A 25,353-nucleotide genomic window follows, 5' to 3' on the forward strand; every position below is an offset into this window, starting at 1 on the left:
CTCAGTCTTCCGTGGTGTCGAGGGCCTGGCGGAGGCCGGCAGCCTGGTCCGGTGTCAGCAGTCCCCGCCGTTCCGCGCGCTGGGCCGTGGCGCCGGCCATGGCCGTGTAGGCGGCCAGCACGTCGCCGTGTGCCCCGGCGTCGAACTCCCGCAGCGCCTCCGCGTGTGCGCTGACTGTTCCCAGGTCCCCGCGCGCCACCGGGCCGGTAAGGGCTGATTCACCGGAGGCCAGCGCGTTTTCCAGCGTGGCGCGCAGCAGGGGGCCCAGCATGCGTTCGGGGAATTCGACGGCCACTTCGCGGAGCAGCTCGGAGGCCTGCGCCACCAGGGTGACCAGGTGGTTGGACCCGTGCGCCAGGGCAGCGTGGTACAGCGCCCTGTCCGCCTCGGCGATGGCCACCGGCTCGGCGCCCATCTCCACCACCAGTGCCTGCGCGATAGGAAGCATGGCCGCATCCGCGGTCACCCCGAAGGTGCAGTCCAGCAGCCGGGTCAGGTCCAGGCTCATTCCCGTGAACGTCATGGCCGGATGCAGGGCCAGCGGGATGGCACCGGCGGCCCGCACCGGACGCAGCACCCCCACACCGAACCGCCCGGAAGTGTGCGCCACAAGTTGCCCCGGCTGCCACGCGCCCAGCTTGGCCAGGCCGTCCACCAGGTCCGGCAGGGCATCGTCGGGCACCGCGAGCAGCACCAGTTCCGCGCGCTCCACGATGTCCTGGACCTCAAGGACGGGCACGCCGGGCAGCAGGGCCTCGGCCCGGTCCCGGCTCGCCTCGGAGACGGCCGAAACGCCGATGACGGCGTGTCCGGCGCCGCGCAGGGCAGCGCCGAGGACCGCGCCGACTTTGCCTGCGCCGATGATTCCGACGCCCAGGCGTCCGGGCTTAGCCATGGGGGTGGCCTTCCTGTGGCGGGAGGGATGGGTGTTCCGGGCCGCTGTGGGCGGCCGCCGCAACACTGCTGCCCGGCGGCGCCACCTCCCGCAGCCATTGCTCGGTGGTTTGCCGTTTCCGGGCGAGCCGGGCACGTGCGGATTGATCGTTGAACAGGGTCCGGGCCTGCTCCAGTCCGGCTTGGTAGAGGCGCGGCGCCACTGGCCCTGCCGTGGTGTGGAGGACCAGGTCGGCCACGCCGAACCGGCGGGCCAGCGGCCCCTGGTGCAGCGCCATGGACTGGGTGCGCTGATGCGGGACCACAACAAGGGCCCGCCACCAGCGGCCGGAGCGGATCAGCAGCGCCGTGTCCGTGGCCGCATACGCGTTCCGCCGCCAGCCCAGTGGAGCCAGCAGCCGGGCCCCGCGGGGCGTGGTGACAAAGCCACCATCGGAATCCAGCCCCGCCAGCCCGGCGCCGAAAACCACGTCCGGCTCGCTGGTGCCCGGGTCGGGAAGCACCAGGGCCAGCATGGCCATGGCATCTGCCTTCTTGCCGACAGGCAGCAGCGTGGTCCGTGCGGAATTGCCGCCGGCGCCTTCCACTGCTCCGTAGCCGGCCACGTTGAGCTGGATCCGGTACCAGCCGAAGATCCGCCACAAGGGCGGCTGGCTGATTTTGAGGGCCTGGATGCGGCCGGGCGGGAGGGTCTGCGCCTGGGTGTCCAGCAACCCGTAGCGAAGCCTGATCCCGTCCGGGGAAATGGCCGCGGTGAAGTTGTAGCCCTTGTTGAACAGGCTCCAGTAACTGGCGGCCAGGCCCAGTGCCGCGGGAATCAGGTAAAAGTAGAAGCCGCGGTTGTCGGTTACCGCGGAGAGGACCACCGCTCCCACGCCGCCCAGGAGCACAAAGAAACTCTGCTCGCTGAGCAACAGCGACCCGATCAGGCGCGGCGGCGCAACGGACAGGACCTGGTGTTCCGGCGCCTCGGGCGCCTCAGCGTCCGGGGTGTCCGGCCCGACGGTGACGCCTGCGGCGCGCGCCAGGATGGTGGCCCGCAGTTGGCGGGCCTGGTCCACCTTGAGGTACGCCAGGCGGACGGCGGACTCGCCGGCGTCGGCCACTTCGAACTTAAGCTCGGCGAGCCCGAAGATGCGTGCCAGCAGGGGCTGGACGATGTCGATGGCCTGCACCCGGTCCAGCCGGGCCTGCCGCTGCTGACGGAACACAAACCCGGAGTTGACCCGGACATACCCGCCGGACACCTGGTACTTGGTGAAGTACCAGGTAAGGACAAAACCGAGAACGGCGATGACCAGCACAATCCCGCCGCCGGCGATCAGCCACGGCGCGCGGGCGGCGAAGTTGCCCTCGAACATCGGCCGGCCCTGCAGGGTTCGTTCAAAAATGTCCCTGCCGAAGAAAAATGCGATGGCGGCCAGGGCCACCCAGCCGCGCACAAAAGGCGACGCCGGATGCACGCGCAGCCACGCGCCGTCGGCCGCTTCAACGGCGGGCCCGTCCAGCGGCGCCGGCCCGTCCAAGGAAGCCGCCCCGTCAAGGGCTGAAGGACGCTCCGTCACAGCCCGGCCAGCCTTGCTTCGCCGCGCGCCGTCAACTGCTCACGGAGCCGTGCCCCCTCCGCTGCAGGAAGGCCCGGGATGTGGGCGTTGGTGCCGGGCGATGCGGTGTGCAGCTTCAGGGTGCACAGGCCAAGCCCGCGCTCCACCGGCCCCACGCCGATGTCGACGTATTGCATACGGCCATACGGCACGGCCATGGTCCGCTGGAAAAAGATGCCGGTCCGGACCAGGAGGTCATCATCCCGTTCGGCGTAGCCGATGGCGCGGACCTGCCGCGGAATGAGGACCAGCCGCCACAGGGCGGCCACCAGGAGCACCGCCGGAACAGTGATGGCCAGCCACAGCGGCGGCCACCGCCACCAGCCCAGGAGGACAAAGACCAGGGGCAGGCAGAAGACGAGGATGCTCAGCAGGTTGGCCAGCGCCCACTGCACCAGCCTGACGGTGACGTACTTCGGTGACACACGGACCCAGGTTATCCCTGGTGGATCAATCGCCTCTGTACGCATATTCGCCTTCCCCCGTGGCTTCTCCGCGGACTGCCCGGCCGGGCTTTCCGTCAATGTTCTTGGTGTCGGTGTCTTCGGGCGGGATCCTGCAGAACCGCTCCACGAGCAGGCCCACAACGATCATCACCAGGCCGCCGCCGGCCATGGCCAGGGCCAGCCAGGTGATGCCCTGGTTGCTCCGCAGCGTCCAGATCCGCAACTGGTCCAGGAAAATGCCAACATGCCAGCCCAGCAGCACGGTGCCGGCGTAGGCGCAGGCCTGGGCGAGGACCAGGGTCCTGGCGGCCAGGAGCGGGTCCAGCACAGTCTTTTTGATGGTGCTGTTGCGCCAGCGGAGCACCCGGATGCCCAGGACCAGGGTGATCACCACAATGACCCCCATGGTGGCCAGCGCTGTGGCGGGAAGGACGGGGGTGGCCATACTGTAGCGGCCGGTCACCACCGTGGCGGACCAGCCGGCCACCGCCAGGATCACCACAATGAGCAGCAGGCGGACGGGGCTCAGGGGTTTCATCGTTCCTCCACCGCACCAGCCGTGGGCAGGCCGTCGAAGTCGCCGAACCCGTCGAACGGGACCAGGTCGCCGAAGTCGGCGGCCCGGGCGGCCAGGGTGCTGACGCGCTCACCGTTCAGCATGGCGGCGGGTTCAATGGTGGACCAGGGGTAGAGCACAAAGGCGCGCAGCGCCGCCCGCGGATGCGGCAGGGTCAGGACCGGGTCATCGCTGGAGAGCTCGCCGTAGGTAATGATGTCCACGTCGAGGGTGCGCGGCCCCCACCGGACCTCCCGGACGCGGTGGTGCTTGTTCTCCACCGCCTGGCAATGGGCCAGCAGTTCCAGGGGGCTCAGGCTGGTTTCGACGGTGATGACCATGTTCAGGAAATCGGGCTGGTTCGCGGGTCCGCCCACGGCTTTGGTCTGGACCGCGGAGGAGACCGCCAGGAGCCGGACCTCAGGCGGGTCCACCAGGTCTGCCACCGCGCCGGAAAGGGTGTCGTTGCGTTCGCCCAGGTTGCTGCCCAGGGCGAGCACTGCCTTGGCGTAGCCGGCGGTCATGCCGGCACCCCTGCGGCGGGCCGTTCGCGGTGGACGGCGACCGTGACATCGCCGAACGGCACCTCGATGGGCGCCTGGGGTTTGTGGACGGTGATGTCCACCGCCTGCAGCGGGAATTCCGCCAGCAGGCTGTCCGCGATGCGCACGGCCAGGGCTTCGATGAGGTTCAGCGGCTCGCCGGTGATGTGGTCGGTGATCCGCTGCGCCACTTCCCCGTAATGCGCGGTGTCGCTGACGTCGTCGGACGCGGCGGCGGGACCGAAGTCCAGGTACAGCACGGCATCCACCACAAAGGGCTGGCCGTCGCGGCGTTCGAAGTCGAAGACGCCGTGATGGCCGACGGCGGTCACTCCGGTCAGCGTAATCCTGTCCATGGCGCGCCTACCGGGAGGGTCGTGGCGGGGCCATGCGTGCAGCGGCCTTGACGGCGTCAAGGCTGGGACCGACGTTGTGCACGCGGACCGCCCAGGCGCCGCGGAAAGCGCTGACGGCGGTGATGGCGGCGGTGGCGGCGTCGCGTTCCTCCGGTGCGGCAGCCTTGCCGGCCACGGTAAGGAGGGTGCCGAGGAACCGTTTGCGGGAGGCGCCCACCAGGACCCGGTGGCCCAGGCCGTCCAGGCGGTCCAGCTGCTGGAGCAGCTCCCAGTTCTGCGCATCGTTTTTGGCGAAGCCCAATCCCGGGTCCACGATGATCTGGTCCGCTGCCACGCCCGCGGCCAGGAGCTTGTCCCGGACACCGGCCAGTTCCGCGGCCACTTCCCCGGCGACGTCGGTGTATTCGGCCAGCGAATCCATGGTGCGGGCATCGCCGCGGCGGTGCGTGAGGATGTAGGGAACTTTGGTGGCCGCTACCAGCTCGGCCATCTCCGGTTCCATGGTCAAGCCGGAAACGTCGTTGATGATGGCCGCGCCGGCCTTGACCGCAGCCGCGGCCGTGGCAGTGCGCACAGTGTCGATGCTGACCAGCGCGCCGGCCTTCACCAGCGCTTCGATAACGGGAAGCACACGGCGCTGTTCCTCGTCGGGGCTGACTTCCTCGGCGCCGGGCCGGGTGGATTCGCCGCCCACGTCGATGATGTCCGCTCCCGCGTAGAACATCCGCAGCCCGGCGGCGATGGCAGTGTCCGCCGTAGGGTGCTTGCCGCCGTCGCTGAAGGAGTCCGGGGTGACGTTGAGGATCCCCATGACCAGGGTGCGGCCGGTTGGCAGGTCATCGAAGCGGGCTGCCGGGCGGGGTTTGCGCAGGACGGGCAGCGGGGAGGTAGCGGGCCCGGTGCCCGGGTTTGCGGCGAGTGAATCCATGGTTTGTTGGTTACCTTCCGAGGATGAGGCTCATGGCTTCGGCACGGGTAGCCGGGTCATGAAGCTGCCCGCGGACCGCACTGGTGACGGTCTTCGCTCCGGGCTTGCGGATACCGCGCATCGACATGCACATGTGTTCGCATTCAATAACGACGATCGCGCCACGGGGTTTGAGGTGGCTGACCAGCGCTTCGACGATCTGGGTGGTGAGCCGCTCCTGGACCTGGGGGCGGCGGGCGTAGATGTCCACCAGCCGGGCCAGCTTGCTGAGCCCCGTCACTTTCCCTTCGTGCGACGGAATGTAGCCCACGTGGGCAACGCCGTGGAACGGCACAAGGTGGTGCTCGCAGGTGGAGTAGAAGGGGATGTCCTTGACGAGGACGAGTTCCTCGTGGTCCAGGTCGAAAGTGGTGGACAGGACGTCGGCGGGGTCGTGGTGCAGGCCCGCGAACATCTCCGCGTAGGCCTTGGCCACCCGCTTGGGGGTGTCCAGGAGGCCGCCGCGGCCCGGATCCTCGCCGATGGCCAGCAGGATTTCGCGGACGGCCGCTTCGATCCTGGGGCGGTCAACCGCAGGGTGGGACCCGCCCTCCGCCTGGTATCCGGCGGAGGGGGGCACGTCGTCGTCGTCGAAGAAAGTCACAGGGAAAGCTTAGCCGCGAAGGGTGTCCGGCCCCGAGCCGGTGACGCCGCCCTGGAACGGTGCGTCGTTGCTGACGCCCTGCGGGTGCGGGGGCTGGGCGTCCAGCGGTTCATCCAGGCGGGCCTGGGTGGCTTCCTCCTGGGCTTCGCGCTCAGCCTTTTCGCGGCGGCTTTCCACGGGACCCGCCGCCTGCACGGGGCGGGTGTCCTTGGACAGCCAGACCTGGCGGAAATCGCTCTTGCGGACATCCGTGAAGATCTCCGCCACTTCCGCCTGGTTCAGGGTTTCGCGTTCCAGCAGTTCCACGGCGAGCCGGTCCAGGACATCGCGGTTCTCGATCAGGATGGCGTAGGCCTCGTCGTGGGCCTGGTCGATCAACCGGCGCACTTCCTCATCCACCACAAACGCAACCTGGTCGGAGTAGCCGCGGTCACTGCCGCTGTCGCGGCCCATAAACGGTTCGCCGGCACCCTGGCCCAGCTTGACGGCGCCGATCCGCTCGCTCATGCCGTATTCGGTGACCATCTTGCGGGCCGTGGAGGTGGCCTTCTCGATGTCGTTGGACGCACCCGTGGAGGGGTCGTGGAAGACGATTTCCTCGGCGACGCGGCCGCCCATGGCGTAGGCCATCTGGTCCAGGAGTTCGTTGCGGGTTACGGAGTATTTGTCGTTGTCCGGGACCACCATGGTGTAGCCGAGGGCGCGGCCGCGGGGCAGGATGGTGATCTTGGTGACCGGCGCGGAGTTGCGGAGGGCACCTGCCACCAGGGCGTGGCCGCCTTCGTGGTACGCGGTGATTTTGCGCTCGTGTTCCTTCATGACGCGGCTGCGCTTCTGCGGGCCGGCCATCACGCGGTCAATTGCCTCGTCCAGGGCGCGGTCATCGATGAGGTTCGCGTTGGAGCGGGCGGTCAGCAGCGCGGCTTCGTTCAGGACGTTGGCCAAGTCCGCACCGGTGTAGCCGGGCGTCTTCTTGGCAACACCCTTGAGGTCAACGCCCGGCGCCATGGGCTTGCCCTTGGCGTGGACCTGGAGGATCTGGTCGCGGCCGATCAGGTCCGGCGCTTCCACCGAGATCTGCCGGTCAAAGCGGCCCGGGCGCAGCAGCGCGGGGTCCAGCACGTCCGGCCGGTTGGTGGCGGCGATGAGGATCACGTTGGTCTTGACGTCGAAGCCGTCCATTTCAACCAGGAGCTGGTTGAGGGTCTGCTCGCGTTCGTCGTTGCCGCCGCCGATGCCGGCGCCGCGGTGCCGGCCCACAGCGTCGATTTCGTCAACAAAGATGATGGCCGGGGAATTGGCCTTGGCCTGTTCGAAGAGGTCACGGACACGGGAAGCACCCACACCTACAAACATTTCCACAAAGTCGGAGCCGGAGATGGAGAAGAACGGGACGCCGGCCTCGCCGGCCACGGCGCGGGCCAGGAGCGTTTTACCGGTACCGGGAGGGCCGTAGAGCAGCACACCCTTGGGGATCTTGGCGCCCACGGCCTGGAACTTGGCGGGTTCCTGGAGGAACTCCTTGATCTCCTGCAGTTCCTCCACGGCTTCATCGGCGCCGGCAACATCGGCGAAGGTCACCTGCGGCATGTCCTTGCTGACCATTTTGGCCTTGGACTTGCCGAACTGCATGATCTTGGAGCCGCCACCCTGCATCCGGGTCATCAGGAACCAGAACAGCGCACCCAGCAGGATCACCGGGATCAGCAGCGACAGCAGGCCGGAGAACCAGTTGCTTTCCACCGGCTGGTCCGTGTAGCCCTGGGCGGGCTTGGCGTCGGTGACGGCCTTGACCACGTCCGCGGCGCGGGCATCCACAAAGAAGAACTGGACGCTCTTGCCCTTGTCCTGCCCGTCCACCTGGTAGTTGTCCTTCAGGGTCAGGTCCACCCGGTTTTCACCGTCGAAGATCTTTGCCTGCTCCACCTTGTCGCCGGTGAGCAGTTCCAGGCCCTTGTCCGTGTCGATCCGTGCCGCACCGCCGGGAGCAAGCGTTGCAAAAGCCACAAGGAGCAGGCCGACCACAACGATGATCCAGATGCCCGGGCCCTTGAAGAAGTTCTTAGCTTTCATCTGTTCGGGGGCTGGCCCCGTCCCTTCCGGTAGTGCTGCACGGCGTGTGTTTCGCGCGTGATGGTGCTGCGTCAGCTTCTAGCTATACACCGTCCGGAGTAAATCACGCTCGGTGGAAACCAAAAGTTCCCTGTGGGCGTAGCGGCTTAACGCACGACGGCGGCCCGGAGGCCGCCGTCGTCAGCGCGCTTTAAGTCCCCTGCGCCTTACTCGTAAACGTGCGGGGCGAGGGTGCCCACGAAGTCCAGGTTGCGGTACTTCTCGGCGTAGTCCAGGCCGTAGCCCACCACAAACTCGTTGGGAATGTCGTAGCCCACGTACTTGACGTCGATTTCCACCTTGGCGGCGGTGGGCTTGCGGAAGGCGGTGCAGATCTCCACCGAGGCGGTGCCGCGCGATTCCAGGTTGGTCTTGAGCCAGGACAGGGTGAGGCCGGAGTCGATGATGTCCTCAACGATCAGCACGTCCTTGCCCATCAGGTCCGTGTCCAGGTCCTTGAGGATCCGGACCACGCCGGAGGACTGGGTGCCGGAGCCGTAGGAGGACACAGCCATCCAGTCCATGGACACGTGGCTGTGGAGGGCCCGGGCCAGGTCTGCCATGACCATAACGGCACCCTTCAGCACCCCCACAATGAGCAGTTCGCGGCCCTCGTAGTCCTTGTCGATCTGGGCAGCGAGCTCGGTGATCCGTTGCTGGATCTGCTCCTTGGTGTAGAGAACGTGCTTGAGATCTGCATGGACGTCGTTTGAATCCACCAATGGCTCCTGTGTAGATGCGGGGGTGCGACTAATTCTTGGGCGGTTTTTTGGACCGGAATACTAGCTTCCCACAGCGCGCGGGTTCGCGGGGACCGGTGGCCTGCGGCGCCTGCCCTGCGGGGCCGCCTGCTCCGGTGGCGTCCTGCAGCTGTGCCAGCGACAGCCGGTACACGGACACCGCGCCGGGCAGTTCCACGGGGCCGGCGGATCCCTTCCGGCGCAGCAGCGCTTCCGCCGCCAAAAGCCGCTGGTAGCTGGGTTGCTGGCCGCCGACGTCGGCCGCCGCCCGGGCGATCACCCGGAACCGGATGGCCGGGGCCAGGGCGCGCAGCGGCTCCTCCGGCAGGGCCACGTCCGTTCCGTCCCGCTCCACCAGGGACTCGAAGGTGGTTTTTGCCACATCTTCGAGGTAGTCGGCGTCCAGTTGCAGGATTGCTGCGGTGCGGGCCAGGGATTCGGCCACCCCCGGGCCCAGGTTGGCTTCGAGGTGCGGCAGGACATCAACGCGGGTACGGGACCGGGCAAAGGCGGGATCGGAGTTGGTGGGATCGTGCCACGGCTGGAGCTCCTCCACGTCGCAGATCTCCTCGGTGTCCGCGCGGCGCAGGGTCAGGAACGGCCGGAGCAGCAGGCCCCGGGCGGGCCGCATGCCTGCCAGTGACCGGGTGCCGGACCCGCGGGCCAGGCCCAGCAGCACCTGTTCGGCCTGGTCATCCAGGGTGTGGCCCAGCAGGACAGCGCCGGCGCCCTGGTCCCTGGCTGCGGCGTCCAGCGCGGCGTGCCGGGCGTCCCGGGCTGCGGCTTCGGGGCCCATCCCGGTGCGGTCCACCGTGACGGTGCGGACCTGCACCGGTTCCAGGCCCAGGTCCTTGAGTACTGCCGCAGTGTGGGCGGCCACCCCGGCGGACCCTTCCTGCAACTGGTGGTCCACCACCACGGCGCCCACGGTGACCGGGTGGCCGTCCACGTGGCCGCGCCGGGCGAAGTACCCGGCCACGGCGGCCAGCGCCAGGGAATCGGGTCCGCCGCTGCAGGCCACCACCACGTGCGAAGGGTAGCCGGCCCCGGCCAGGGATTCCTGCAACCGTTTCCGCGCAGTGCCCACAACCGGCGCCAACCTGCCGGGCCGCCGTCGTCCGCCCTGGACGCCGGGGACAGCGGCCTTGCCGGCCGGGACACCGGCGTTGCCGGCGGGAACGTCAGGCAATTAGAGGCCCATCCGCTCAAGCCACAGCTTGGCGTCGTGGATCTCGGGTTCGGTGGGCAGGTGGTCCGCCGATTCCCAGACCCGGTTGAAGCCTTCCATGCCGGCGGCGGCCACCACGGCACGGACAAAACGGGCACCGTCCGAGTACTGGCGCATCTTCGCGTCCAGGCCCAGGAGGTTGCGGAGGAACTTCTCCAGCACACCGCGGTCCTTGCCGCGGGCGTTGAACCGCTGCCGGATGGTCTTCACGGACGGCACGATGCTGGCGTCCACGGCGTCCATAACCACGTTGGCGTGCCCCTCGAGCAGGCTCATCACGGCGGTCAGGTGCGAGATGGCCGCCTTCTCCTCCGGGTCCTGCAACAGGTCCAGGATGGCGCCGCGGCCCGGGGTGTCGCCGGTTGCTGAGCGGTCCTTGAGCGAGCGGGCTGCTGCCCCTGCCCGGTCCATCAGGGAATCGACGTTGCCCAGCAGGTGCCCGCTGAGGTCATCGATCTGCGCCAGCATGTGGTGGCGCAGCCAGGGGGCAGCGGCGAACTGCACCCGGTGGGTCTGCTCATGCAGGCACACCCACAGCCGGAAGTCCTCCGGCGTGACGTTGAGTTCGCGCTCCACGGAGACGATGTTGGGGGCCACCAGCAGCAGCCTGCCGCCGGCGGGCGCCTTGGAACCTTCGGCGAGCGCGGCAAAGGGATCGTACTGGCCCAGGACCTTGCTGGAAAGGAACGCCAGCACGGCGCCCAACTGGCTGCCGGTGATGGCGCCGCTGACCCCGGCGGCGGCCGGGCTGATGGTGCCCCGCCGGCTCTCGACCATCTTTTCCATGGCCGGCCGGAGCATCACGGCAAAGCTTTGGGTGTTGGCCTTGGCCCAGGAAGCCCTGTCCACCACCAGCACGGAGGAGTCCCGGAGGTCCCGCGCTGCCTCCAGCCCGGTGATCTCGTGGACGTGCGGAACGGACTTATCAGCCAGTTCCCGCAGGCTGTCCACGGCCTTGCCGATGTCCGCCGGGGACAGTGTTGGCCCGGCGGGGGTGAGCCGGGCCGCGGTGGACGCGGCCAGGTCCCAGTTGATAAGGGACTGGGCAGATGCGGACAACGGTTGTGCCGACTCGCGCGCGGTGGTCTCCATAAGTCCCATCAGAACACAGCATGCTGCTGATCGGCCTTAAGTTCGCTGACCGGCGAACAGCCCGCGACTCACAGCGGGCGCATAGGCCGGCGAAAGCCCCGGCCTATGCACGCCGGGCAATGTTGGACCCATCAAGCACACCGGCGGCTCCCCCGCACGGACCCCACACACTCGCCAGGAGGACCCCATGATCCCGTACCGTCCCATCGCTCCCCTGACCGCAGGCCCGCGGAAGGGCTGGACGTCCGTGCTGGCCGCCGTTGTCCTCGCAGCCCTGCTGGGCACCACGGCTCCGGCGGCCCTGGCTGCCGACACCGGCACGGCGTCTTCCGTGGCGGCCGCAGCCGCCGCCACCCCGCTGGTGGCCACGGAACCCGTCCGCCGGGAGTCCTGACCCGACCCTGTTGCCGCCTACCGGCAGCCGCAGGCCGCGAGGGCCGTCGCGGCCCGGTCCAGCGCTGCCCGGTTCCCTGCCGCGCCGGGGGTCAGTCCGTTGCCGATGAAGGAGAACACCAGCAACCGGCCGTCGGCGTCCACCACATATCCGCTGAGCGCGATCACAGTGTTCAGCGTCCCTGTCTTGGCCCGGACCAGCCCGGCACCGCGGGCTGTGGCGTCGTCGCCGTACCGTGAGTCGAGGGTGCCGGAGACGCCGGCCACCGGGAACCCGGCCAGGGCAGCCCGGAGCCGGTCATCCGGGCCGGAGGTGATGGCAGTGACCGCCCGGACAAACGTGCCTGCCGGGACCTGGTTTCCCATGGCCAGCCCGGACACGTCCGCCAGCTGCAGTGGCGCCGGGGCGATGCCCGCCGCCACGGCCTCCGCCCCGACCACGGCGGTGGCCCCGTCATTGCTGCCGGGCCGCCCCGACGCAAGTGCCGCCAACCGGCCCAGTGCCTCGGCCAGGTAGTTGTCGGAATCCTGCAGCATTGCCCCTACCTGCTCCGCCACGGTGGCCGAGTCCGCCGCGGCCAGGACTTCCTGCCCTGCCTCGCCCCCGGTTCCGGTTCCGGTTCCGGTTCCGGTTCCGGCCGGAGCAGGCGCGCGTTCGACGGCGGCCGCCACCGTCAATCCCGCCGGTTCGACTGCCGCCCGCAGTTGGCCGGCAAACTCGGCCGCCGCGGCCGCCGCCGGGTCCTGGGGCCGCGGCCCGGTGGTCACGGCGGGATCGTAGCGGGCCGCGTTCAGCGCCAGCGGAGCCAGCGGAGCCACTTCGCCGGCGGCCACGTCCCCCAGGCCCCAGGCCGGATTCAAGGCCGGCCCGCTGAACAGCGAATCATCAAAGCGCACCGTGATTTCGCCCGTCACCCCGGCACTGCGCAGGGAATCCGCCGTCCGCGCGGCCAGCGTCGCCAGGCCGGCATGGCCGCGCACCCCGTCGGGGTCCGAGGCGCCGGCCCCCAGCAGCACGTCTCCCCCGCCGGTCAGGACCACCTGGCGGTTGTCCGGACCGGAAAGGACCTTGGTGCTGAACCGGTGATCGGGGCCAAGGGTGCGAAGGGCAGCGACGGCGGTCAGAAGTTTCAGGTTGGAGGCCGGCACCCTGGCGTCCGCGCCGCCCCTGTCGAACAGGACTTCGCCGGTGAGCGCATCCTGGACCTGCCCCGTAAAGTTTCCGCCGCCGTCGGCCGCCAGGAGCGGATCCAGCTCCGCCGCGACGGCTGCGGGCCGCGGGATGGCTGCGGCAGCCGACAGCGGCGCCAACGCCGGCACGGCGGACAACGTGGCCGGGACCTGCTGCCAGGCGGGTGCCGCCGGCGCCGGGGCGGGCTGGTCCGGGGCAAGGAAGCCCGGCACCACCAGCAGCGCCGAGGGGATGGCCACTGCCAACAGGACCGCGACCAGGAGCGCCGCCGGCCAGGACTTCCGGACGCGCGCCACCACCGCGGCGGCAGCCCTCCGGGCACGGTGCCGCCGGGGTTCCGCGCCTGCTGTTTTGGTCATGCCAGTGCCGGTCCTCACGTCCTGAAATATCCCCACAAGTTCCTGATTCCAGGGCCGCTCGCTATATCCTCAATAATAGTCGGCGGCACGGACACCCCATTTTTGGCGGCGGTCTCCCCTGTGCCGCGCACCCCCTGCCATTGCCGAGGAGCATTTCCATGAAGCATGACGTCACCATCGAGATCCCCAAGGGATCCCGCGTCAAGTACGAAGTTGACCACGAGACAGGCCGCGTCCGCCTGGACCGCGTCCTGTTCACCTCCATGCAGTACCCCACCCACTACGGCTTCTTCGAGAACACCCTGGGCGAGGACGGCGACCCGCTGGACGCACTGGTGCTCCTGCAGGACTTCGACCTGCACCCCGGCGTCATCGTCGAGTCCCGGCCCATCGGCGTCTTCAACATGACGGACGACGGCGGCGGCGACGCCAAGGTCCTCTGCGTCCCCGTGGATGCCCGGTTCGACCACATCCAGGAAATCAGTGACGTCAGCGACTTCCTGATCAAGGAAATCGAGCACTTCTTCACCCGTTACAAGGACCTGGAGCCCGGCAAGTGGGTCAAGGCCGAAGGCTGGGGCGACCGCGCCGCCGCTGAAGCCGAGCTCGAAGCCTCCATCAAGCGTTACGTGCCGGCAGCCGGCCACTAAGGTCCAGCAGCCGCCAATCACCGCGGGGCCCCTTCCGGTTCGATGCACCCGCTGCATCGGACCGGAAGTGGCCCCGTGTTGTGGTTAAGGTGGAGGGTGAGCTCCGAACCCCTTTTCGCCCCGCCCTCCGGACCGGTCATCGGCCGCCGCGACGGCGAGGTCATCCGCGCCACCGGCATCCCCTACGCAACGGCGGCCCGGTTCCAGCCGCCCACCCATGCGCCGGACCGGACAGCGCCACTGGTTGCCACGTCCCCGGCGCCGGCCTGCCCGCAGGCGCCGGTGCCGTTCCTGGACGACGTGCTGGGCACCAAATACGGCGAGCTGCCCGGCAGCGAGGACTGCCAGAACCTGTCCATCACCCTCCCGGCCGGCACCCCGCCGGACGCAAAGCTGCCGGTCATGGTGTGGATCCACGGCGGCTCGTACACCACCGGCTCGGGCGACCTGGCCATCTTTGATCCGGCAGTGCTGGCAGCGGAGAACAAGGTGGTGGTGGTGTCGGTGACGTACCGGCTGGGGCTGTTCGGTTTCCTGTCCACCCACAGTGGCAGGCCGGGCAACCTGGGCCTGCTGGACCAGCTTGAGGCCTTCCGCTGGGTGCAGCGGAACATCGCGGCGTTCGGCGGCGACCCGGGCCGGGTCACGGCCTTTGGGCAGTCCGCGGGCGGCGACGCCATTGCGCACCTGATGGCCGTCCCCGAGGCGCCCCGGCTGTTCCAGCGCGCCATCATCCAGAGCGCGCCGCTGGGCATCTCCCGCGGCCGGGCCAAAATGAACCACGCCATGGGGATCGCAGCCGGGTCCGTCACAGCGGACACCCCGGCCATGGACGTGGTGGCCGTCGAGGAAAACGTGGCACAGGTGGCCCGCAGGTTCGGCATGCTGGCAGCCATGCCGTTCGGCACCCAGTACGGCCATGACCCCCTTCCGGCGGAAGCCGACATCGAAGCAGCCTGGGACCGGACAGCGCCGGGAATCGAGGTGCTGATCGGGCACACGTCCCAGGAAGCGCGGCTCTTCCTGCCCCGCAGCCCGTTCCTCGGCCGGCTGGAACAGGTTCCGCTGGCCGGCAAAGGCGCCCTCCGCGCCGTCAACCGGGTGGTCACCGAGGCCGTCTACGGCCGGGCGTCCAGGCGGTTCGCACGCCGCCACGCTGCGGCCGGCGGCACGGCGCACCACTACGTCCTGGACTGGCACGCACCGGACAACGTCTACGGCTCGGCCCACACCATCGACCTGCCCCTGCTGTTCGGCAACCGGGGCACCTGGGACGGGGTTGGCCTGATCCGGGGCGCCACGTGGGACGAGGTGGACGCCGTGGGCCGGAAGGTCCGGGCGCTGTGGGCAGGCTTCGCACGGGACGGGAAGTTGGATGCCGCGGGCGGCATTCCGGGCGTCCTGCGGTACCGGGCAGCGTGAGTGCGCCGTGAAGTCGCTGGGTGTTGACCTCGCCGCGGCGGACGCAAAGACTGCTGTGGCGGTCCTCGAGTGGGGCCCGGGCGGGGCTTCCCTGGCCCATCTGGCGCTCGGGGTGGACGACCAGGAGATCGTTGACCTCTTCGGCGCCACCGACGTCACCGGCATCGACTGCCCGGTGGGCTGGCCGGACGCGTTGCTCCCCTTCCTGACCGGGCACCTGGCGTCCGACGCAGGACCGGTCCTGCAGCACGACGGCATCGCCGGGCGCCGGCTCCTGGCCTACCGCGACACCGATCGGTTCGTCACCGCACAGACGCGCCTGATCCCGCTGAGCGTCTCGGCTGACCGGCTGGCGCACCCCGCCATGCGGTGCGCTGTGCTCCAGGCCAAAATCGCCGGCCTGCACGGACCCCAGCCCAAAGACGGCTCAGGCAGGCTCGCCGAGGTGTACCCGGCCGCTTCGCTGCGGATCTGGGGCCTGAACGGGCGCGGCTACAAGGGCCGCGGCAGCACCGAAACAGAACGGCTGGCCGCACTCCTCGCGGAGCTGCGTGCGCAGGCGCCCTGGCTGGACCTGGCCGGGAACGAGGCCCGGCTGGCAGGGTCTGATGACCTGTTTGACGCCGTCGTGGCCGCCCTGACGGCACGCGCCGTGGCCTGCAACCTGACCCTGCGCCCCGACGCTGCGCACGCTGCGGCGGCGGGGACCGAAGGCTGGATCCATCTGCCCTCGTGCGGGCTCGACGGGCTGCCGGACTGACGCGTGCCGGCCTGGCTCCAGCAAGCGGGGCTGTCAGTTACCCGCGAGCATGGCCGGCGTCAGGAAAGCCAGCTGGGCTTGCTTGTCCGCCAACTGAACAACGGGGCCGAGCTCGAAGGATGAGGCAAGGAGCCGCCGGATGGCCTTGCCGTTGCGGGCGTCGGGCTCGGCGATGATGCGCTCCGTGCCCGGGTCCGCGAAGACGAACCGGGTCAGCGCCGCCGCCAGCACCGGGGTGAAATGCGGGATGAACCTCGACGCCGGGCCCAGCAGCAGATGCGTACCCGTGTCACCGGGCAGTGCAGGGTAGGCCTCGCCCACCGGATCGTGGATGGCCTGGTAGGTCTGGAAAATGCCGAATGGTTCGCCGGCCAGGCCGATCAGGTAGGCGTGGTGGGTGTCCAGCCCGGCCAGGAATTCGTAGACTTCCCGGACTTCCGCCACCGTATAGCCGGACATGCCCCAGAACCTGGCGCGCTCCGCCGTGACCCAGCCGTGGAGAACAGCGGCGTCCGCCACGGGGTCGATGGGCAGCAACCGGAACAGCCCCCAGGTTTCGAACTCCTCCTGGTAAACAGGGGTCCGCCGGGCGGCTTCGGGTGCCGCGATTGGGCTGGTGGACATGGCTCTCCTCGGAATAGTCCTGCGGGCTGAATTTTGCCGTAACGCCGCTGCAACGGGACCAGCGGAAAGCGCAGGTTAGGTTAGGCTGTCCTCATTAAAGCATCGATTCCCGTTTTGCGTGCACAGCGTCCGGGCAGAAGGAGAACCATGAAGCGCAGCTGGGAGGGCGCCGTCCTCAAAGTCTTCGGGGCCAAGGATTTTTCCTTGGCCGTGACGGGCCGCGAGCAGATCGGCCCGCAGTTTATGCGGATCCACGTGGACGGCGGTTCGCTGCTGGCTGACTGCGGCGTCCATCCCACCATGTGGATCCGGCTGTGGTTCGACGACAACGGCAAACCGCACCAGCGCGCCTTCACCCTGGTCAACCCGGATGCCGCGGCCGGGACCTTCAGCCTGGACTTCGCCCTCCACGAGGGCCGGGCCGCCGACTGGGCGCGGGCCGTAAAGGCCGGGGAAACCATCGAGGCCACCGTCCAGGGCAGCAAATTCGACCTCCCGGACCCGGCGCCCACGGCCGCGGTGCTGGTGGGCGATCCCGCCTCAATCCCGGCCATCAACTCACTGCTAACGGTCCTCGGCGACATACCTGCCACCATCTGGCTCGAATACAGCCACCACCCGGACCGTTCCCTGCCGGTACATGCCAGGGCCAGGGATACGGTGTCCTGGGTGCCGCGCCAGGACGGCGGCGACCGGCTGGTTGGCGAGGTCTGCGCTGCGTTGACCGCCCGCGCCGAAGCGACCGGCGCGGGCATGGATACCGGCTATTACTGGCTCGCTGCCGAGGCCGCCAGCACCCGCGCCATCACCAGGCACCTGCGGAAAACCCTGGGCGTGGACAAACGCCGGATCAACGCGTTGGGCTACTGGCGGTCCGGCGAAGCTTCCTGACCCGCCGGCGGCGCGGCCCCGCCGTCGGGCGCCCTCCTGCCTACGCCCCGCCGAGGGTCCAGCCGGTAATTTCCTCCGGATCCTCACCGTACGTGCGGGTGTGCTCGAAGGCCTTGTTTTTGCGGTCCAACAGGTCCTGGCGCAGGATCGAGTGCCGCGCCGCCAGTCCCGGCACGCGGTCGATCGCGTCGATGGCAAGCTGGAACCTGTCGATCCCGTTGAGCATGGCCATGTCGAACGGCGTGGTGGTGGTCCCCTCTTCCTTGTAGCCCCGCACGTGCAGGCCCTCCTGGTTCGTCCGGCGGTAAGCCAGCCGGTGAATCAGCGCAGGGTAGCCGTGATAGGCGAAAATGATGGGCTTGTCCGTGGTGAAGATGCCATCGAAGTCCTTGGCGGGCAACCCGTGCGGGTGCTCGGATTCGTCCTGGAGCCGCATCAGGTCCACCACGTTCACCACCCGCACCTTGAGTCCAGGGGCTCCCAGCCTGAGCAGTTCCGCCGCCGCGACGGTTTCCACCGTGGGCACATCGCCGGCGCAGGCCATCACGACGTCGGGCTCCTCTCCGGGGACTTCCGAGCCGGCGAACGTCCAGATTCCCAGGCCGCGGCGGCAATGGTTGGCGGCGTCGGCCGGGCCAAGCCAGGTGGGTGACGGCTGTTTGCCGCTGACCACGATGTTCACATAATCCGTGGAAGCCAGGCAGTGCTCCATCACGGAGAGCAGCGTGTTGGCATCCGGCGGCAGGTAGGCACGGATCACCTCCGCCTTCTTGTTCACCGCGTGGTCTATGAAGCCCGGGTCCTGGTGGGAAAAACCGTTATGGTCCTGCTGCCACACGTGGGAGGACAGCAGGTAGTTCAGGGAGGCAATGGGCTGGCGCCACGGCAGCGTCCGGTGCACCTTCAACCACTTGGCATGCTGGTTGAACATGGAGTCGACAATGTGGATGAACGCCTCGTAGCAGCTGAACACGCCGTGCCGCCCGGTCAGCAGGTAGCCTTCCAGCCAGCCCTGGCAGAGGTGCTCGCTGAGCACCTCCAGGACCCTGCCGGAACGCGCCAGGTTCTGGTCGACGTCCTCAATCCGGTACTGCCAGACCTTGTCGGTGACCTCATAGACGTCCTGGAGGCGGTTCGAGGCCGTCTCATCCGGGCCGAAAAGCCGGAAGTTTTCCATGTTCAGTGCGATCACGTCCCGCATCCACGAACCCAGCGTGATCATGGGGCTGACGCGTTCCGTTCCGGGCCGGGCCACCTCGACGGCGTGGTCCCGGTAGGCGGGCAACAAAAGGTCCCTGCGGAGCAAGCCGCCGTTGGCATGCGGTGTGGCGCTCATCCGGAAATCCCCTGCGGGGGCAGCCTCGGCGACGTCGGCACGCAGCCTCCCGTCGGCGTCGAACAGTTCCTCCGGCCGGTACGACTGCAGCCACTGCTCCAGCATCTTCAGGTGCCCGGCGTTGGTCCGCACCTCCGAGAGTGGCACCTGGTGGCTGCGCCAGGTCCCTTCCACCTGCAGTCCGTCCACAACCCGCGGACCGGTCCAGCCCTTCGGTGAGCGCAGCACAATCATGGGCCAGCGGGGTGCCGGGTCCTGCCCGGCACCGTCCGCTCCGGCGGGGCCGGCGGGGTTCCGGCGCCGGTCCTGGATGGCTCGGATGTCCGCCATGCAGGCGTCCAGTGCCTGCGCGAAGTCCTGGTGGGCCTGTTCCGTGGCGTCCGGATCCGCCACCGTGACGAAATACGGTTCGTGGCCGTAGCCGCGGAGCAGCTGGTCAAGCTGCTGTTCGGGCATCCGGGCCAGGATGGTGGGGTTGGCAATCTTGTAGCCGTTCAGGTGCAGGATGGGCAGCACTGCCCCGTCCGCGACGGGGTCCAGGAAGTTGTGCGAGTGCCAGCTCGCGGCGAGTGGTCCGGTCTCCGCCTCGCCGTCCCCGATCACCACGGCCGTCACCAGCTGGGGGTTGTCGAACACGGTCCCGTAAGCATGGGCCAGCGAGTACCCCAGCTCGCCGCCTTCATTAATGGAACCGGGAGTTTCCGGCGCCGCGTGGCTGGGGATGCCGCCGGGGTAGGAGAACTGCCGGAACAGTTCGGCCATACCGTCAGCATCGTTCCCCACGTGGGAGTAGATCTCCGAGTAGGTCCCCTCCAGCCAGGAGTTGGCGACGACGGCGGGACCGCCATGTCCCGGACCGGCAACAAAGAGCATCTCGGCGGCTTCACGCCGGATGACGCGGTTCAGGTGGGTATAAACAAAGTTCAGCCCGGGGGTGGTGCCCCAGTGTCCCAGCAGCCTGGCTTTGGTGTGCCCCGGTTGGAGCGGTTCGCGCAGAAGGGGGTTGCTTCGCAGGTAGATCTGGCCCACGGACAGGTAATTCGCCGCCCGCCACCATCTGTCCAGGAGGTCCAGTTCGTTCGGTCCCATGCTGCCGGCCATGATGGTCCTTCCGTCGATGGCGCCGCCCTGGGACGGCATTACCACCCATCGCACCAGATGGGGAAACCTGGTGCAACCCTGCTTGCCTGCCCGGCACTGCCAACGGGTAGTCTTTGGTTCAATGTTCACGTTGACCATCAACCAAACGGATAGCCGGCGCGACGGCGACCGCGTCCCTCAGCTGTTGAAGGACCTGCGGCACATCCCCGCGCGCCTGGATTTCGACAGGTCCGTGGAAGATGAAGTCCAAGGCATTGTGGACTGCCCGCACCAGGCAGTGGAAGCAGCCCTGGTGGCCCTGCGTTGCGGCTCCTGGTTCGTGGGGATCGGGGTGGGGCCGGTGAACGAGCCGCTGCCCAACCAGATCAAGGACGCCTCCGGGCATGGCCTGGTTTATGCCCGGCGGGCCGTGGACCGGCTCCGGAACGGCAAGGAACGGGTGCCTGTTGCGGTGGAGGGCCCGGTGGCGGACATTGCGCACGACGCCGAAGCCGTACTGCGCCTGCTGGGCCTGATAGTCCGGGACCGGTCAGGGGCCGAGTGGCGGGTGCTGGACCTGCTCACACCAGGGGTCCGTGGCCAGCAAAAAGCTGTGGCCCAGGCGCTGGGCATCACCACGCAGGCCGTCAGCAAGGCGGTGGCGCGGGCGCAGTGGAACGAGGAGCACGCCGCCAGGCCTGCCGCTGCCCGGCTGTTGGCGTTAATCCTCGAAGCCAGGTAGCCGGCGCCGGCTGCTTTGTGTTCCGCGGGCCGGCTGGGCGTTGTCAGGTGCTAGCTGCCTGCGGTGGCCAGAACCGGTTCGCCGTTGAAGAATTCCAGTTCCCAGCCGTGGACGGCGTGGTGGTGGGCCAGGTTGAGTGCGGCGTTGTCCACGCTGGCGAGGGTCCGGCCGGTGGCCCGCCCCAGGCTGACGCGGAGCAGGGTGCCGTGCGTGACCACCAGGACGCGCTGGCCGCGGAATTCGTCGGCCAGGGCTTCGAGGGCTGCCAGGCCGCGGGTGGCCGCTTCGTCTTCGCTCTCGGCTCCCCGGAACCCGCCGGGAATGCGGAGCGCCTCAAGTTCAGGACCCGCCTGCATGCCCTCCGCGGGGCCGAAGCTGCGCTCGGTCAGTTCGGGGACGCGCCGCGACACGGTCAGCCCCAGCCCCGCGGCAATCAGGTCGGCGGTTTCCGCCGCGCGGCTCAGCGGCGAGGACACAACGGCGTCCCATTCGTAGGGTGCCAGGACGGCTGCGGCGTCGCGCGCCTGTCCGCGGCCCACGTCGTTGAGCGGGATGTCGGTGGCACCCTGCAGCCTGCGTTCGGCGTTCCAGTCGGTCTGGCCGTGGCGGACCAGGGCGAAAGTGGTGAGGCTCATGGCTTCCATTCTGCCTTGCGGGGCGGCCCGGACGGGAACCGGCCCTTTGGAACCGGCGTTCCCTGGCTTGTTCAGTTGAGGGCCAGGACCAGGAACAGCACTGCCAGGACCAAGGCCAGCGGAGTCATGACCAAGCGCTCCGGCTTGCTCCGCGAGATGGCGTTCATGGCAACCCCCAGGGCGAAGTAGCCCGTCAGCACCCAGACGGCGACGGACGTCAGGGTCCTGCCGCCGGGCACCGGCAGCAGGCCGGCATGGCCCAGCGCCAGCCAGCCGAAAACAAAATAGAGCAGGATCGAGACGGCGCTTCCGGCCTTCAGTTTTGCGGGCAGGACCTTGTGCTGGCCGCCCCACGCAAACCGGCCCACGGGCGCGCCGGCGATGAGGGCAACCTGGAAGACAGCGAGTCCGGCAAGCAGGACGCAGGCGGCCAGCGCCGCCGTCTGGACCACTGTCATCCCGGTGTGGCGCTAAAGGAGGCTGTGGAGCACACGGGCGGCGCCGTCGTCGTGCACGGAAAGGGTGACCTCGTCCGCAGCGGCGAGAACTTCCTCCGGCGCCTGCCCCATGGCCACGCCGCGGCCGGCCCACGTGAGCATCTCGATGTCGTTCCGGCCATCACCGATGGCGACCGTCTGCTCCGGCCCGATGTCCAGCCGGGTGCGCAGGTTTTCCAGCGCGCTGGCCTTGGTGACGCCGGCGGCGGCGATGTCCAGCCAGGCAGTCCAGCCCACGGAGTAGGTGACGCCGGCGAGGCCGATGTGGCGGATGGCCTCGTTGAACTCCTCGGGGGTGTTGTCCGTGCTGAACACCACCACGCGGACGGCCGTGGCAGCAAGCATGGTCTGGAAGTCGACGCCCACGGCCTCAACACCAAAACTGGCGTCCTGGAACCGCTCGGTGGAGAGGAAGTTGCCGTCCTCGTCCTCCAGCGCGTACTTGGCTGCCGGAAGCCGCTCGCGGAGGGCGCGGAGTGCGGGAGCGGGGTTGAACGTGGCTTTGTGGATGATCTCGTAGCCCTTGTCCAGCTCCGGGTGCAGCCGGAGGGTCACGCCGCCGTTGCAGCAGACAGCGTAGCCGTGTTCGATGCCGATCAGCTCGATGATGGGCAGCGTGGCGTTCAGGGACCGGCCGGTGGCAATCATCACTTCGTGGCCTGCGGCCACCACGGCCTGGGCTGCGTTGCGGACGGCCGGGGACATGTGCCCGTCGTGGTTGACCAGGGTGCCGTCCACGTCCAGGGCCACCATCAGCCGGGTGTCGTTGTTGTTGGGGTTCTCTCGCCGGTCATCGTTGCCGGCGACTGAGGATTCAGTCAGCGTTGTCATTGAACAAGTGAAGCAGACGCCCGGCATGGCCGCTAGGACGCGCGCCACAGCTTTGTTGAACGTCCGGTTAATATTCACAGGTTGTCCCCGGTGTGGGTATTAACCCTGGCGGCCCCGGCCCGGGACGGCGGCGATCAGCTCCCGGGTGTACTCATGTGCGGGACGCTCCAGCACCACCCCGGCGGGTCCCTCCTCCAGCAGTTCCCCGCCCCGCATCACGGCCACGCGGTCCGAAATCTGCTGGACCACGGCGAGGTCGTGCGAGATAAAGAGGTAGCTCAGGCCGTCCTTGGCCTGCAGTTCGGCGAGGAGCGCCAGTATCTGGGCCTGTACCGACACGTCGAGTGCCGACACCGCTTCGTCCAGCACCACCAGGTCGGGCCGGAGCGCCAGCGCCCGGGCAATGGCCACCCGCTGCCGCTGTCCGCCGGACAGTTCGACAGGCTGCCGGGCACCATAAGTCGCCGGTAGGTGCACTGCCTCCAGCAGCGAGGCAACACGTGCCCGCCGGTCCGCCGTGGTGCCTTCCCCGAACGCCCGGAGCGGTTCACCCACGCTGTCCGCGACGCTGAAACGCGGGTCCAGGGAAGCGTAGGGGCTCTGGAAAACCACCTGGAAACGCCGCCGCAGCTGGCGCAGCTGTTCGCCCCTGGCAGCGGCGAGGTCCACCCCGTCAAAGTGCACCGAGCCGGAGGTTGGCCGGTCCAGCCGGAGGAGCAGCCGTGCCACGGTGCTTTTTCCCGACCCACTCTCCCCCACCAGCGCCAGCGTCTCGCGCCGGCCAATCTGGAGCGAAACGTTGTTCACGGCCGTCAGGGTTTTGGGTCCCTTGGCGGTGCGGGGCAGGTGGAAGAGCTTAAGCAGGTCCGTGGCCACCACCAGCGGCTCCGCAGCAGCGGCAGCAGCACGGGGCAGGCCGGCGGGATCGGACAAGGCGCCGGGCACATCGGTGCTAACGCCACCGGCAACCGCCGGCCGCAGCCGTCGCGGGTTCAGCCCGGGCGCAGCCGCAATCAACTGGCGGGTGTAGGCGTGCTGCGGGTTGCCCAGGACGTTGGCCACCGGGCCGTGTTCAACGATGTCGCCGCTGCGCATCACGATGATCCGGTCGGCCCGGTCCGCGGCCACCCCAAGGTCGTGGGTGATCAGCAGGACGGCGGTTCCGCGTTCAGCGGTGAGGGCCGAGATGTTGTCCAGGATCTGCCGCTGCACCGTCACGTCCAGGGCGCTGGTTGGTTCGTCCGCAATCACCAGCCGCGGCGAGGCGGCGAGCGCCGTGGCAATCAGCACCCGCTGGCGCATCCCGCCGGAAAACTGGTGCGGAAACTGCCGGGCCCGCGTTTCCGGGTCCGGGATGCCGCTTTCGGCCAGCAGCCGCACGGCACTTTGCCGGGCCACCTTCCGCGGCTCCAGCCGGTGGATGGTGAGCGCCTCGGCCACCTGGACTCCTACGCGCTGCAAGGGGTCCAGGGCAGCTGTGGGATCCTGCGGGATCAGGCCGATCTCCTTGCCCCGTACCCCCTGCCATTCCTTCCGGGTGAGCTTTGCCAGGTCGGCGCCGGCAAACACCACGGAGCCGGCGTCAGTGCTGGCGTTGGCGGGCAGCAGGTTGATGATGGCGTGCGCGGTGGTGGTTTTGCCGGAGCCGGATTCGCCCACAATCGCCACAACCTCGCCGGCGTGGACCTCGAAGCTGGCACCATGGACCGCTTCGGTGGTTTCCCCGTTGACGCGGTAGCTGACGCGCAGGTCCTCGACTTTAAGCAACGGCTGGGTGCCGGTCATGTCCGGTTCCTTTCGGGGTTGGCGAATGCGTGCGATAAGCGGTTGGTGGCCAGCACGACGGCGGCAATCACCACGCCCGGCAGCGTCACCAGCCACCAGGCGGCCACAAGGTAGTCCCGCCCGCCGGCCACGAGGGATCCCCATTCGGCCGACGGGGGCGGGGCGCCGAAGCCCAGGAAGCTCAGCGAGGAGATGGACAGCACCGCCATACCGAATTCGAGGGCCGAGAGTGCCAGGACCGGGCCGGCGGCGTTGGGCAGCACGTGCCGGAGCAGGATGGTGTGCCAGCGGACGCCGGCGGAGCGCGCCGCTTCGACGTATACGGCGGTCCCCACCCGCAGGGCCTCCGCCCGCATGATCCGGGCGAAGTTCGCAACACTTGCCACCCCCACGGCGATGGCAATGTTCACCGTGCCGAACCCGAGCACGGTGATGAGCGCCAGGGAGAGCAGCAGGCTGGGGATGGCGAGCAGGACGTCCATGACCCGCATGATCGCGTCATCTACCCAGCCGCGCAGCGAGCCGGCCAGCAGCCCCAGGAGGGAGCCTGCCACCAGGCCCACCCCAACGGCGACGGCCGTCGCCGCGAGCGAAGTGGCGGCTCCGTGCACCACCCGCGAGTAAAGGTCGCGGCCCAGGCTGTCGGTGCCGAACCAGTGGGCGGCTGATGGCGGTTGCAGCCGGTCGGTCGGAACCCCGGTGTCCGGCGGCCAGGACGAGAAAGCCCCGGGCACCACGGCCCACAAAACCACCACACCAAGGACCAGGCCGGCCAGCACCAGGCCGGGGGCACGGCCCAGCCTGCGGCTGGCGGCGGCCAGGCGCGGGAGCGCTGCGCGCCCGACGCCGGCAGCCCGGCCGGGTGCGCGGCGGCCGGTTCCGGGCGTTCCCGGCGAAGCCGGGGAGACGTCCGGGGCGGGACCGGAAGCCGTTGGGACTGGACCGGTACCCTCAACTGCAGGGTCCCCGGGACGGGTCTGTGCCGGACTGGGCCGGACGAGTTGCTGCGGCATGG

At 69.0% G+C, this 25,353-nt stretch carries 26 protein-coding genes; 6 read left to right on the plus strand and 20 right to left on the minus strand.

What is annotated here, in order from left to right; genetic code table 11:
• Window position 1: 1 nt before the first annotated feature.
• The 12 genes from ASF72_RS19575 to ASF72_RS19630 all read right to left on the minus strand — a co-directional run bounded on the left by ASF72_RS19575 (window position 2) and on the right by ASF72_RS19630 (window position 11,141).
• Window positions 2-895 carry a Rossmann-like and DUF2520 domain-containing protein gene (locus tag ASF72_RS19575; RefSeq protein WP_056601707.1) on the minus strand — a complete coding sequence of 298 codons (894 nt, stop codon included), beginning with the start codon at window positions 893-895 and terminating at the stop codon, window positions 2-4.
• Window positions 888-2,420, minus strand: coding sequence for a PH domain-containing protein (locus tag ASF72_RS19580; RefSeq protein WP_056601709.1), 1,533 nt, complete (start codon window positions 2,418-2,420; stop codon window positions 888-890). The genes ASF72_RS19575 and ASF72_RS19580 overlap by 8 nt, the downstream gene beginning before the upstream one ends.
• A 35-nt stretch (window positions 2,421-2,455) precedes the next feature.
• Window positions 2,456-2,968 (minus strand): PH domain-containing protein, encoded by a 513-nt coding sequence (locus ASF72_RS19585; protein ID WP_050683666.1) that lies wholly within the window; start codon window positions 2,966-2,968, stop codon window positions 2,456-2,458.
• Complete coding sequence (locus ASF72_RS19590; RefSeq protein WP_056601711.1) at window positions 2,949-3,482, minus strand: DUF3180 domain-containing protein; 534 nt, start codon at window positions 3,480-3,482, stop codon at window positions 2,949-2,951. Before ASF72_RS19590 ends, ASF72_RS19585 begins: the two co-directional genes overlap by 20 nt.
• Complete coding sequence (gene folK, locus ASF72_RS19595) at window positions 3,479-4,024, minus strand: 2-amino-4-hydroxy-6-hydroxymethyldihydropteridine diphosphokinase (protein WP_056601713.1); 546 nt, start codon at window positions 4,022-4,024, stop codon at window positions 3,479-3,481. Before folK ends, ASF72_RS19590 begins: the two co-directional genes overlap by 4 nt.
• Entirely contained in the window at window positions 4,021-4,398 is a 378-nt protein-coding gene (gene folB, locus ASF72_RS19600; protein WP_050683669.1) for a dihydroneopterin aldolase, read from the minus strand. Before folB ends, folK begins: the two co-directional genes overlap by 4 nt.
• Window positions 4,399-4,405: 7 nt before the next feature.
• Window positions 4,406-5,326, minus strand: a complete 921-nt coding sequence (gene folP, locus ASF72_RS19605; RefSeq protein ID WP_056601714.1) for a dihydropteroate synthase — start codon at window positions 5,324-5,326, stop codon at window positions 4,406-4,408.
• 10 nt (window positions 5,327-5,336) lie between these two features.
• On the minus strand, window positions 5,337-5,969 hold the full coding sequence (folE, locus tag ASF72_RS19610) for a GTP cyclohydrolase I FolE (RefSeq protein ID WP_050683671.1): 633 nt from the start codon (window positions 5,967-5,969) through the stop codon (window positions 5,337-5,339).
• Window positions 5,970-5,978: 9 nt separating this feature from the next.
• A complete protein-coding gene (gene ftsH / locus ASF72_RS19615; protein ID WP_050683672.1) occupies window positions 5,979-8,042 on the minus strand; it encodes an ATP-dependent zinc metalloprotease FtsH in 2,064 nt (687 codons plus the stop codon).
• Window positions 8,043-8,248: 206 nt separating this feature from the next.
• Window positions 8,249-8,800 carry a hypoxanthine phosphoribosyltransferase gene (gene hpt, locus ASF72_RS19620; protein ID WP_050683673.1) on the minus strand — a complete coding sequence of 184 codons (552 nt, stop codon included), beginning with the start codon at window positions 8,798-8,800 and terminating at the stop codon, window positions 8,249-8,251.
• Window positions 8,801-8,831: 31 nt separating this feature from the next.
• The gene (tilS, locus tag ASF72_RS19625; protein ID WP_056601775.1) at window positions 8,832-9,887 is read right to left on the minus strand and encodes a tRNA lysidine(34) synthetase TilS; all 1,056 of its coding nucleotides are present in this window, start codon (window positions 9,885-9,887) and stop codon (window positions 8,832-8,834) included.
• Window positions 9,888-10,010: 123 nt separating this feature from the next.
• Window positions 10,011-11,141: a zinc-dependent metalloprotease gene (locus tag ASF72_RS19630; protein WP_050683674.1), complete on the minus strand. Its 1,131-nt coding sequence runs from the start codon at window positions 11,139-11,141 to the stop codon at window positions 10,011-10,013.
• 187 nt (window positions 11,142-11,328) lie between these two features.
• Between ASF72_RS19630 and ASF72_RS20525 the strand changes: the two genes are divergently transcribed.
• Window positions 11,329-11,535, plus strand: coding sequence for a hypothetical protein (locus ASF72_RS20525; RefSeq protein ID WP_050683679.1), 207 nt, complete (start codon window positions 11,329-11,331; stop codon window positions 11,533-11,535).
• A 17-nt stretch (window positions 11,536-11,552) separates the two neighbouring features.
• Here ASF72_RS20525 and ASF72_RS19640 read toward each other — a convergent pair whose 3' ends face one another.
• Window positions 11,553-13,085, minus strand: a complete 1,533-nt coding sequence (locus ASF72_RS19640; protein ID WP_082484601.1) for a D-alanyl-D-alanine carboxypeptidase/D-alanyl-D-alanine-endopeptidase — start codon at window positions 13,083-13,085, stop codon at window positions 11,553-11,555.
• 158 nt (window positions 13,086-13,243) lie between these two features.
• Between ASF72_RS19640 and ASF72_RS19645 the strand changes: the two genes are divergently transcribed.
• From ASF72_RS19645 to ASF72_RS19655, 3 genes are all read left to right on the plus strand, one after another.
• Complete coding sequence (locus ASF72_RS19645) at window positions 13,244-13,735, plus strand: inorganic diphosphatase (protein WP_050683682.1); 492 nt, start codon at window positions 13,244-13,246, stop codon at window positions 13,733-13,735.
• A 96-nt stretch (window positions 13,736-13,831) separates the two neighbouring features.
• Window positions 13,832-15,157: a carboxylesterase family protein gene (locus tag ASF72_RS19650; protein WP_056601715.1), complete on the plus strand. Its 1,326-nt coding sequence runs from the start codon at window positions 13,832-13,834 to the stop codon at window positions 15,155-15,157.
• Between the two features lie 7 nt (window positions 15,158-15,164).
• A complete protein-coding gene (locus ASF72_RS19655) occupies window positions 15,165-15,917 on the plus strand; it encodes a DUF429 domain-containing protein (RefSeq protein WP_056601779.1) in 753 nt (250 codons plus the stop codon).
• Between the two features lie 33 nt (window positions 15,918-15,950).
• On the opposite strand, the gene ASF72_RS19660 is transcribed toward ASF72_RS19655, so the two are convergent.
• The gene (locus ASF72_RS19660) at window positions 15,951-16,541 is read right to left on the minus strand and encodes a GNAT family N-acetyltransferase (protein ID WP_056601716.1); all 591 of its coding nucleotides are present in this window, start codon (window positions 16,539-16,541) and stop codon (window positions 15,951-15,953) included.
• 147 nt (window positions 16,542-16,688) lie between these two features.
• Between ASF72_RS19660 and ASF72_RS19665 the strand changes: the two genes are divergently transcribed.
• Window positions 16,689-17,432, plus strand: a complete 744-nt coding sequence (locus ASF72_RS19665; protein ID WP_056601718.1) for a siderophore-interacting protein — start codon at window positions 16,689-16,691, stop codon at window positions 17,430-17,432.
• Window positions 17,433-17,472: 40 nt separating this feature from the next.
• Here ASF72_RS19665 and ASF72_RS19670 read toward each other — a convergent pair whose 3' ends face one another.
• A complete protein-coding gene (locus ASF72_RS19670) occupies window positions 17,473-19,869 on the minus strand; it encodes a phosphoketolase family protein (RefSeq protein WP_056601781.1) in 2,397 nt (798 codons plus the stop codon).
• A 121-nt stretch (window positions 19,870-19,990) separates the two neighbouring features.
• Between ASF72_RS19670 and ASF72_RS19675 the strand changes: the two genes are divergently transcribed.
• Window positions 19,991-20,590, plus strand: coding sequence for a MarR family transcriptional regulator (locus ASF72_RS19675; protein WP_050683687.1), 600 nt, complete (start codon window positions 19,991-19,993; stop codon window positions 20,588-20,590).
• A 50-nt stretch (window positions 20,591-20,640) separates the two neighbouring features.
• Here ASF72_RS19675 and ASF72_RS19680 read toward each other — a convergent pair whose 3' ends face one another.
• From ASF72_RS19680 to ASF72_RS19700, 5 genes are all read right to left on the minus strand, one after another.
• A complete protein-coding gene (locus ASF72_RS19680; protein ID WP_050683688.1) occupies window positions 20,641-21,225 on the minus strand; it encodes a histidine phosphatase family protein in 585 nt (194 codons plus the stop codon).
• A gap of 71 nt (window positions 21,226-21,296) precedes the next feature.
• Window positions 21,297-21,683 (minus strand): hypothetical protein, encoded by a 387-nt coding sequence (locus tag ASF72_RS19685; protein ID WP_327019600.1) that lies wholly within the window; start codon window positions 21,681-21,683, stop codon window positions 21,297-21,299.
• Window positions 21,684-21,695: 12 nt separating this feature from the next.
• Complete coding sequence (locus tag ASF72_RS19690; protein ID WP_050683689.1) at window positions 21,696-22,553, minus strand: Cof-type HAD-IIB family hydrolase; 858 nt, start codon at window positions 22,551-22,553, stop codon at window positions 21,696-21,698.
• Between the two features lie 99 nt (window positions 22,554-22,652).
• On the minus strand, window positions 22,653-24,338 hold the full coding sequence (locus ASF72_RS19695) for a dipeptide ABC transporter ATP-binding protein (RefSeq protein WP_056601721.1): 1,686 nt from the start codon (window positions 24,336-24,338) through the stop codon (window positions 22,653-22,655).
• Window positions 24,335-25,351 carry an ABC transporter permease gene (locus ASF72_RS19700; protein WP_056601723.1) on the minus strand — a complete coding sequence of 339 codons (1,017 nt, stop codon included), beginning with the start codon at window positions 25,349-25,351 and terminating at the stop codon, window positions 24,335-24,337. Before ASF72_RS19700 ends, ASF72_RS19695 begins: the two co-directional genes overlap by 4 nt.
• Window positions 25,352-25,353 lie beyond the last annotated feature (2 nt).

This window comes from Arthrobacter sp. Leaf141 (assembly GCF_001424565.1).
Taxonomy (GTDB): Bacteria; Actinomycetota; Actinomycetes; order Actinomycetales; family Micrococcaceae; genus Arthrobacter.

What these genes read in the sequence shown, in the direction of transcription:
- ASF72_RS19575 (WP_056601707.1), bottom strand. Translation starts at nt 895, where the DNA reads ATGGCTAAGCCCGGACGCCTGGGCGTCGGAATCATCGGCGCAGGCAAA.
- ASF72_RS19585 (WP_050683666.1), bottom strand. Translation starts at nt 2,968, where the DNA reads ATGCGTACAGAGGCGATTGATCCACCAGGGATAACCTGGGTCCGTGTG.
- ASF72_RS19630 (WP_050683674.1), bottom strand. Translation starts at nt 11,141, where the DNA reads ATGGAGACCACCGCGCGCGAGTCGGCACAACCGTTGTCCGCATCTGCC.
- ASF72_RS19665 (WP_056601718.1), top strand. Translation starts at nt 16,689, where the DNA reads ATGAAGCGCAGCTGGGAGGGCGCCGTCCTCAAAGTCTTCGGGGCCAAG.
- ASF72_RS19670 (WP_056601781.1), bottom strand. Translation starts at nt 19,869, where the DNA reads ATGGCCGGCAGCATGGGACCGAACGAACTGGACCTCCTGGACAGATGG.
- ASF72_RS19675 (WP_050683687.1), top strand. Translation starts at nt 19,991, where the DNA reads ATGTTCACGTTGACCATCAACCAAACGGATAGCCGGCGCGACGGCGAC.
- ASF72_RS19690 (WP_050683689.1), bottom strand. Translation starts at nt 22,553, where the DNA reads ATGACAACGCTGACTGAATCCTCAGTCGCCGGCAACGATGACCGGCGA.
- folK (WP_056601713.1), bottom strand. Translation starts at nt 4,024, where the DNA reads ATGACCGCCGGCTACGCCAAGGCAGTGCTCGCCCTGGGCAGCAACCTG.
- ASF72_RS19680 (WP_050683688.1), bottom strand. Translation starts at nt 21,225, where the DNA reads ATGAGCCTCACCACTTTCGCCCTGGTCCGCCACGGCCAGACCGACTGG.
- ASF72_RS19700 (WP_056601723.1), bottom strand. Translation starts at nt 25,351, where the DNA reads ATGCCGCAGCAACTCGTCCGGCCCAGTCCGGCACAGACCCGTCCCGGG.
- folP (WP_056601714.1), bottom strand. Translation starts at nt 5,326, where the DNA reads ATGGATTCACTCGCCGCAAACCCGGGCACCGGGCCCGCTACCTCCCCG.
- ASF72_RS19590 (WP_056601711.1), bottom strand. Translation starts at nt 3,482, where the DNA reads ATGAAACCCCTGAGCCCCGTCCGCCTGCTGCTCATTGTGGTGATCCTG.
- folB (WP_050683669.1), bottom strand. Translation starts at nt 4,398, where the DNA reads ATGGACAGGATTACGCTGACCGGAGTGACCGCCGTCGGCCATCACGGC.
- ftsH (WP_050683672.1), bottom strand. Translation starts at nt 8,042, where the DNA reads ATGAAAGCTAAGAACTTCTTCAAGGGCCCGGGCATCTGGATCATCGTT.
- ASF72_RS19695 (WP_056601721.1), bottom strand. Translation starts at nt 24,338, where the DNA reads ATGACCGGCACCCAGCCGTTGCTTAAAGTCGAGGACCTGCGCGTCAGC.
- ASF72_RS19660 (WP_056601716.1), bottom strand. Translation starts at nt 16,541, where the DNA reads ATGTCCACCAGCCCAATCGCGGCACCCGAAGCCGCCCGGCGGACCCCT.
- ASF72_RS20525 (WP_050683679.1), top strand. Translation starts at nt 11,329, where the DNA reads ATGATCCCGTACCGTCCCATCGCTCCCCTGACCGCAGGCCCGCGGAAG.
- ASF72_RS19645 (WP_050683682.1), top strand. Translation starts at nt 13,244, where the DNA reads ATGAAGCATGACGTCACCATCGAGATCCCCAAGGGATCCCGCGTCAAG.
- ASF72_RS19685 (WP_327019600.1), bottom strand. Translation starts at nt 21,683, where the DNA reads ATGACAGTGGTCCAGACGGCGGCGCTGGCCGCCTGCGTCCTGCTTGCC.
- ASF72_RS19640 (WP_082484601.1), bottom strand. Translation starts at nt 13,085, where the DNA reads ATGACCAAAACAGCAGGCGCGGAACCCCGGCGGCACCGTGCCCGGAGG.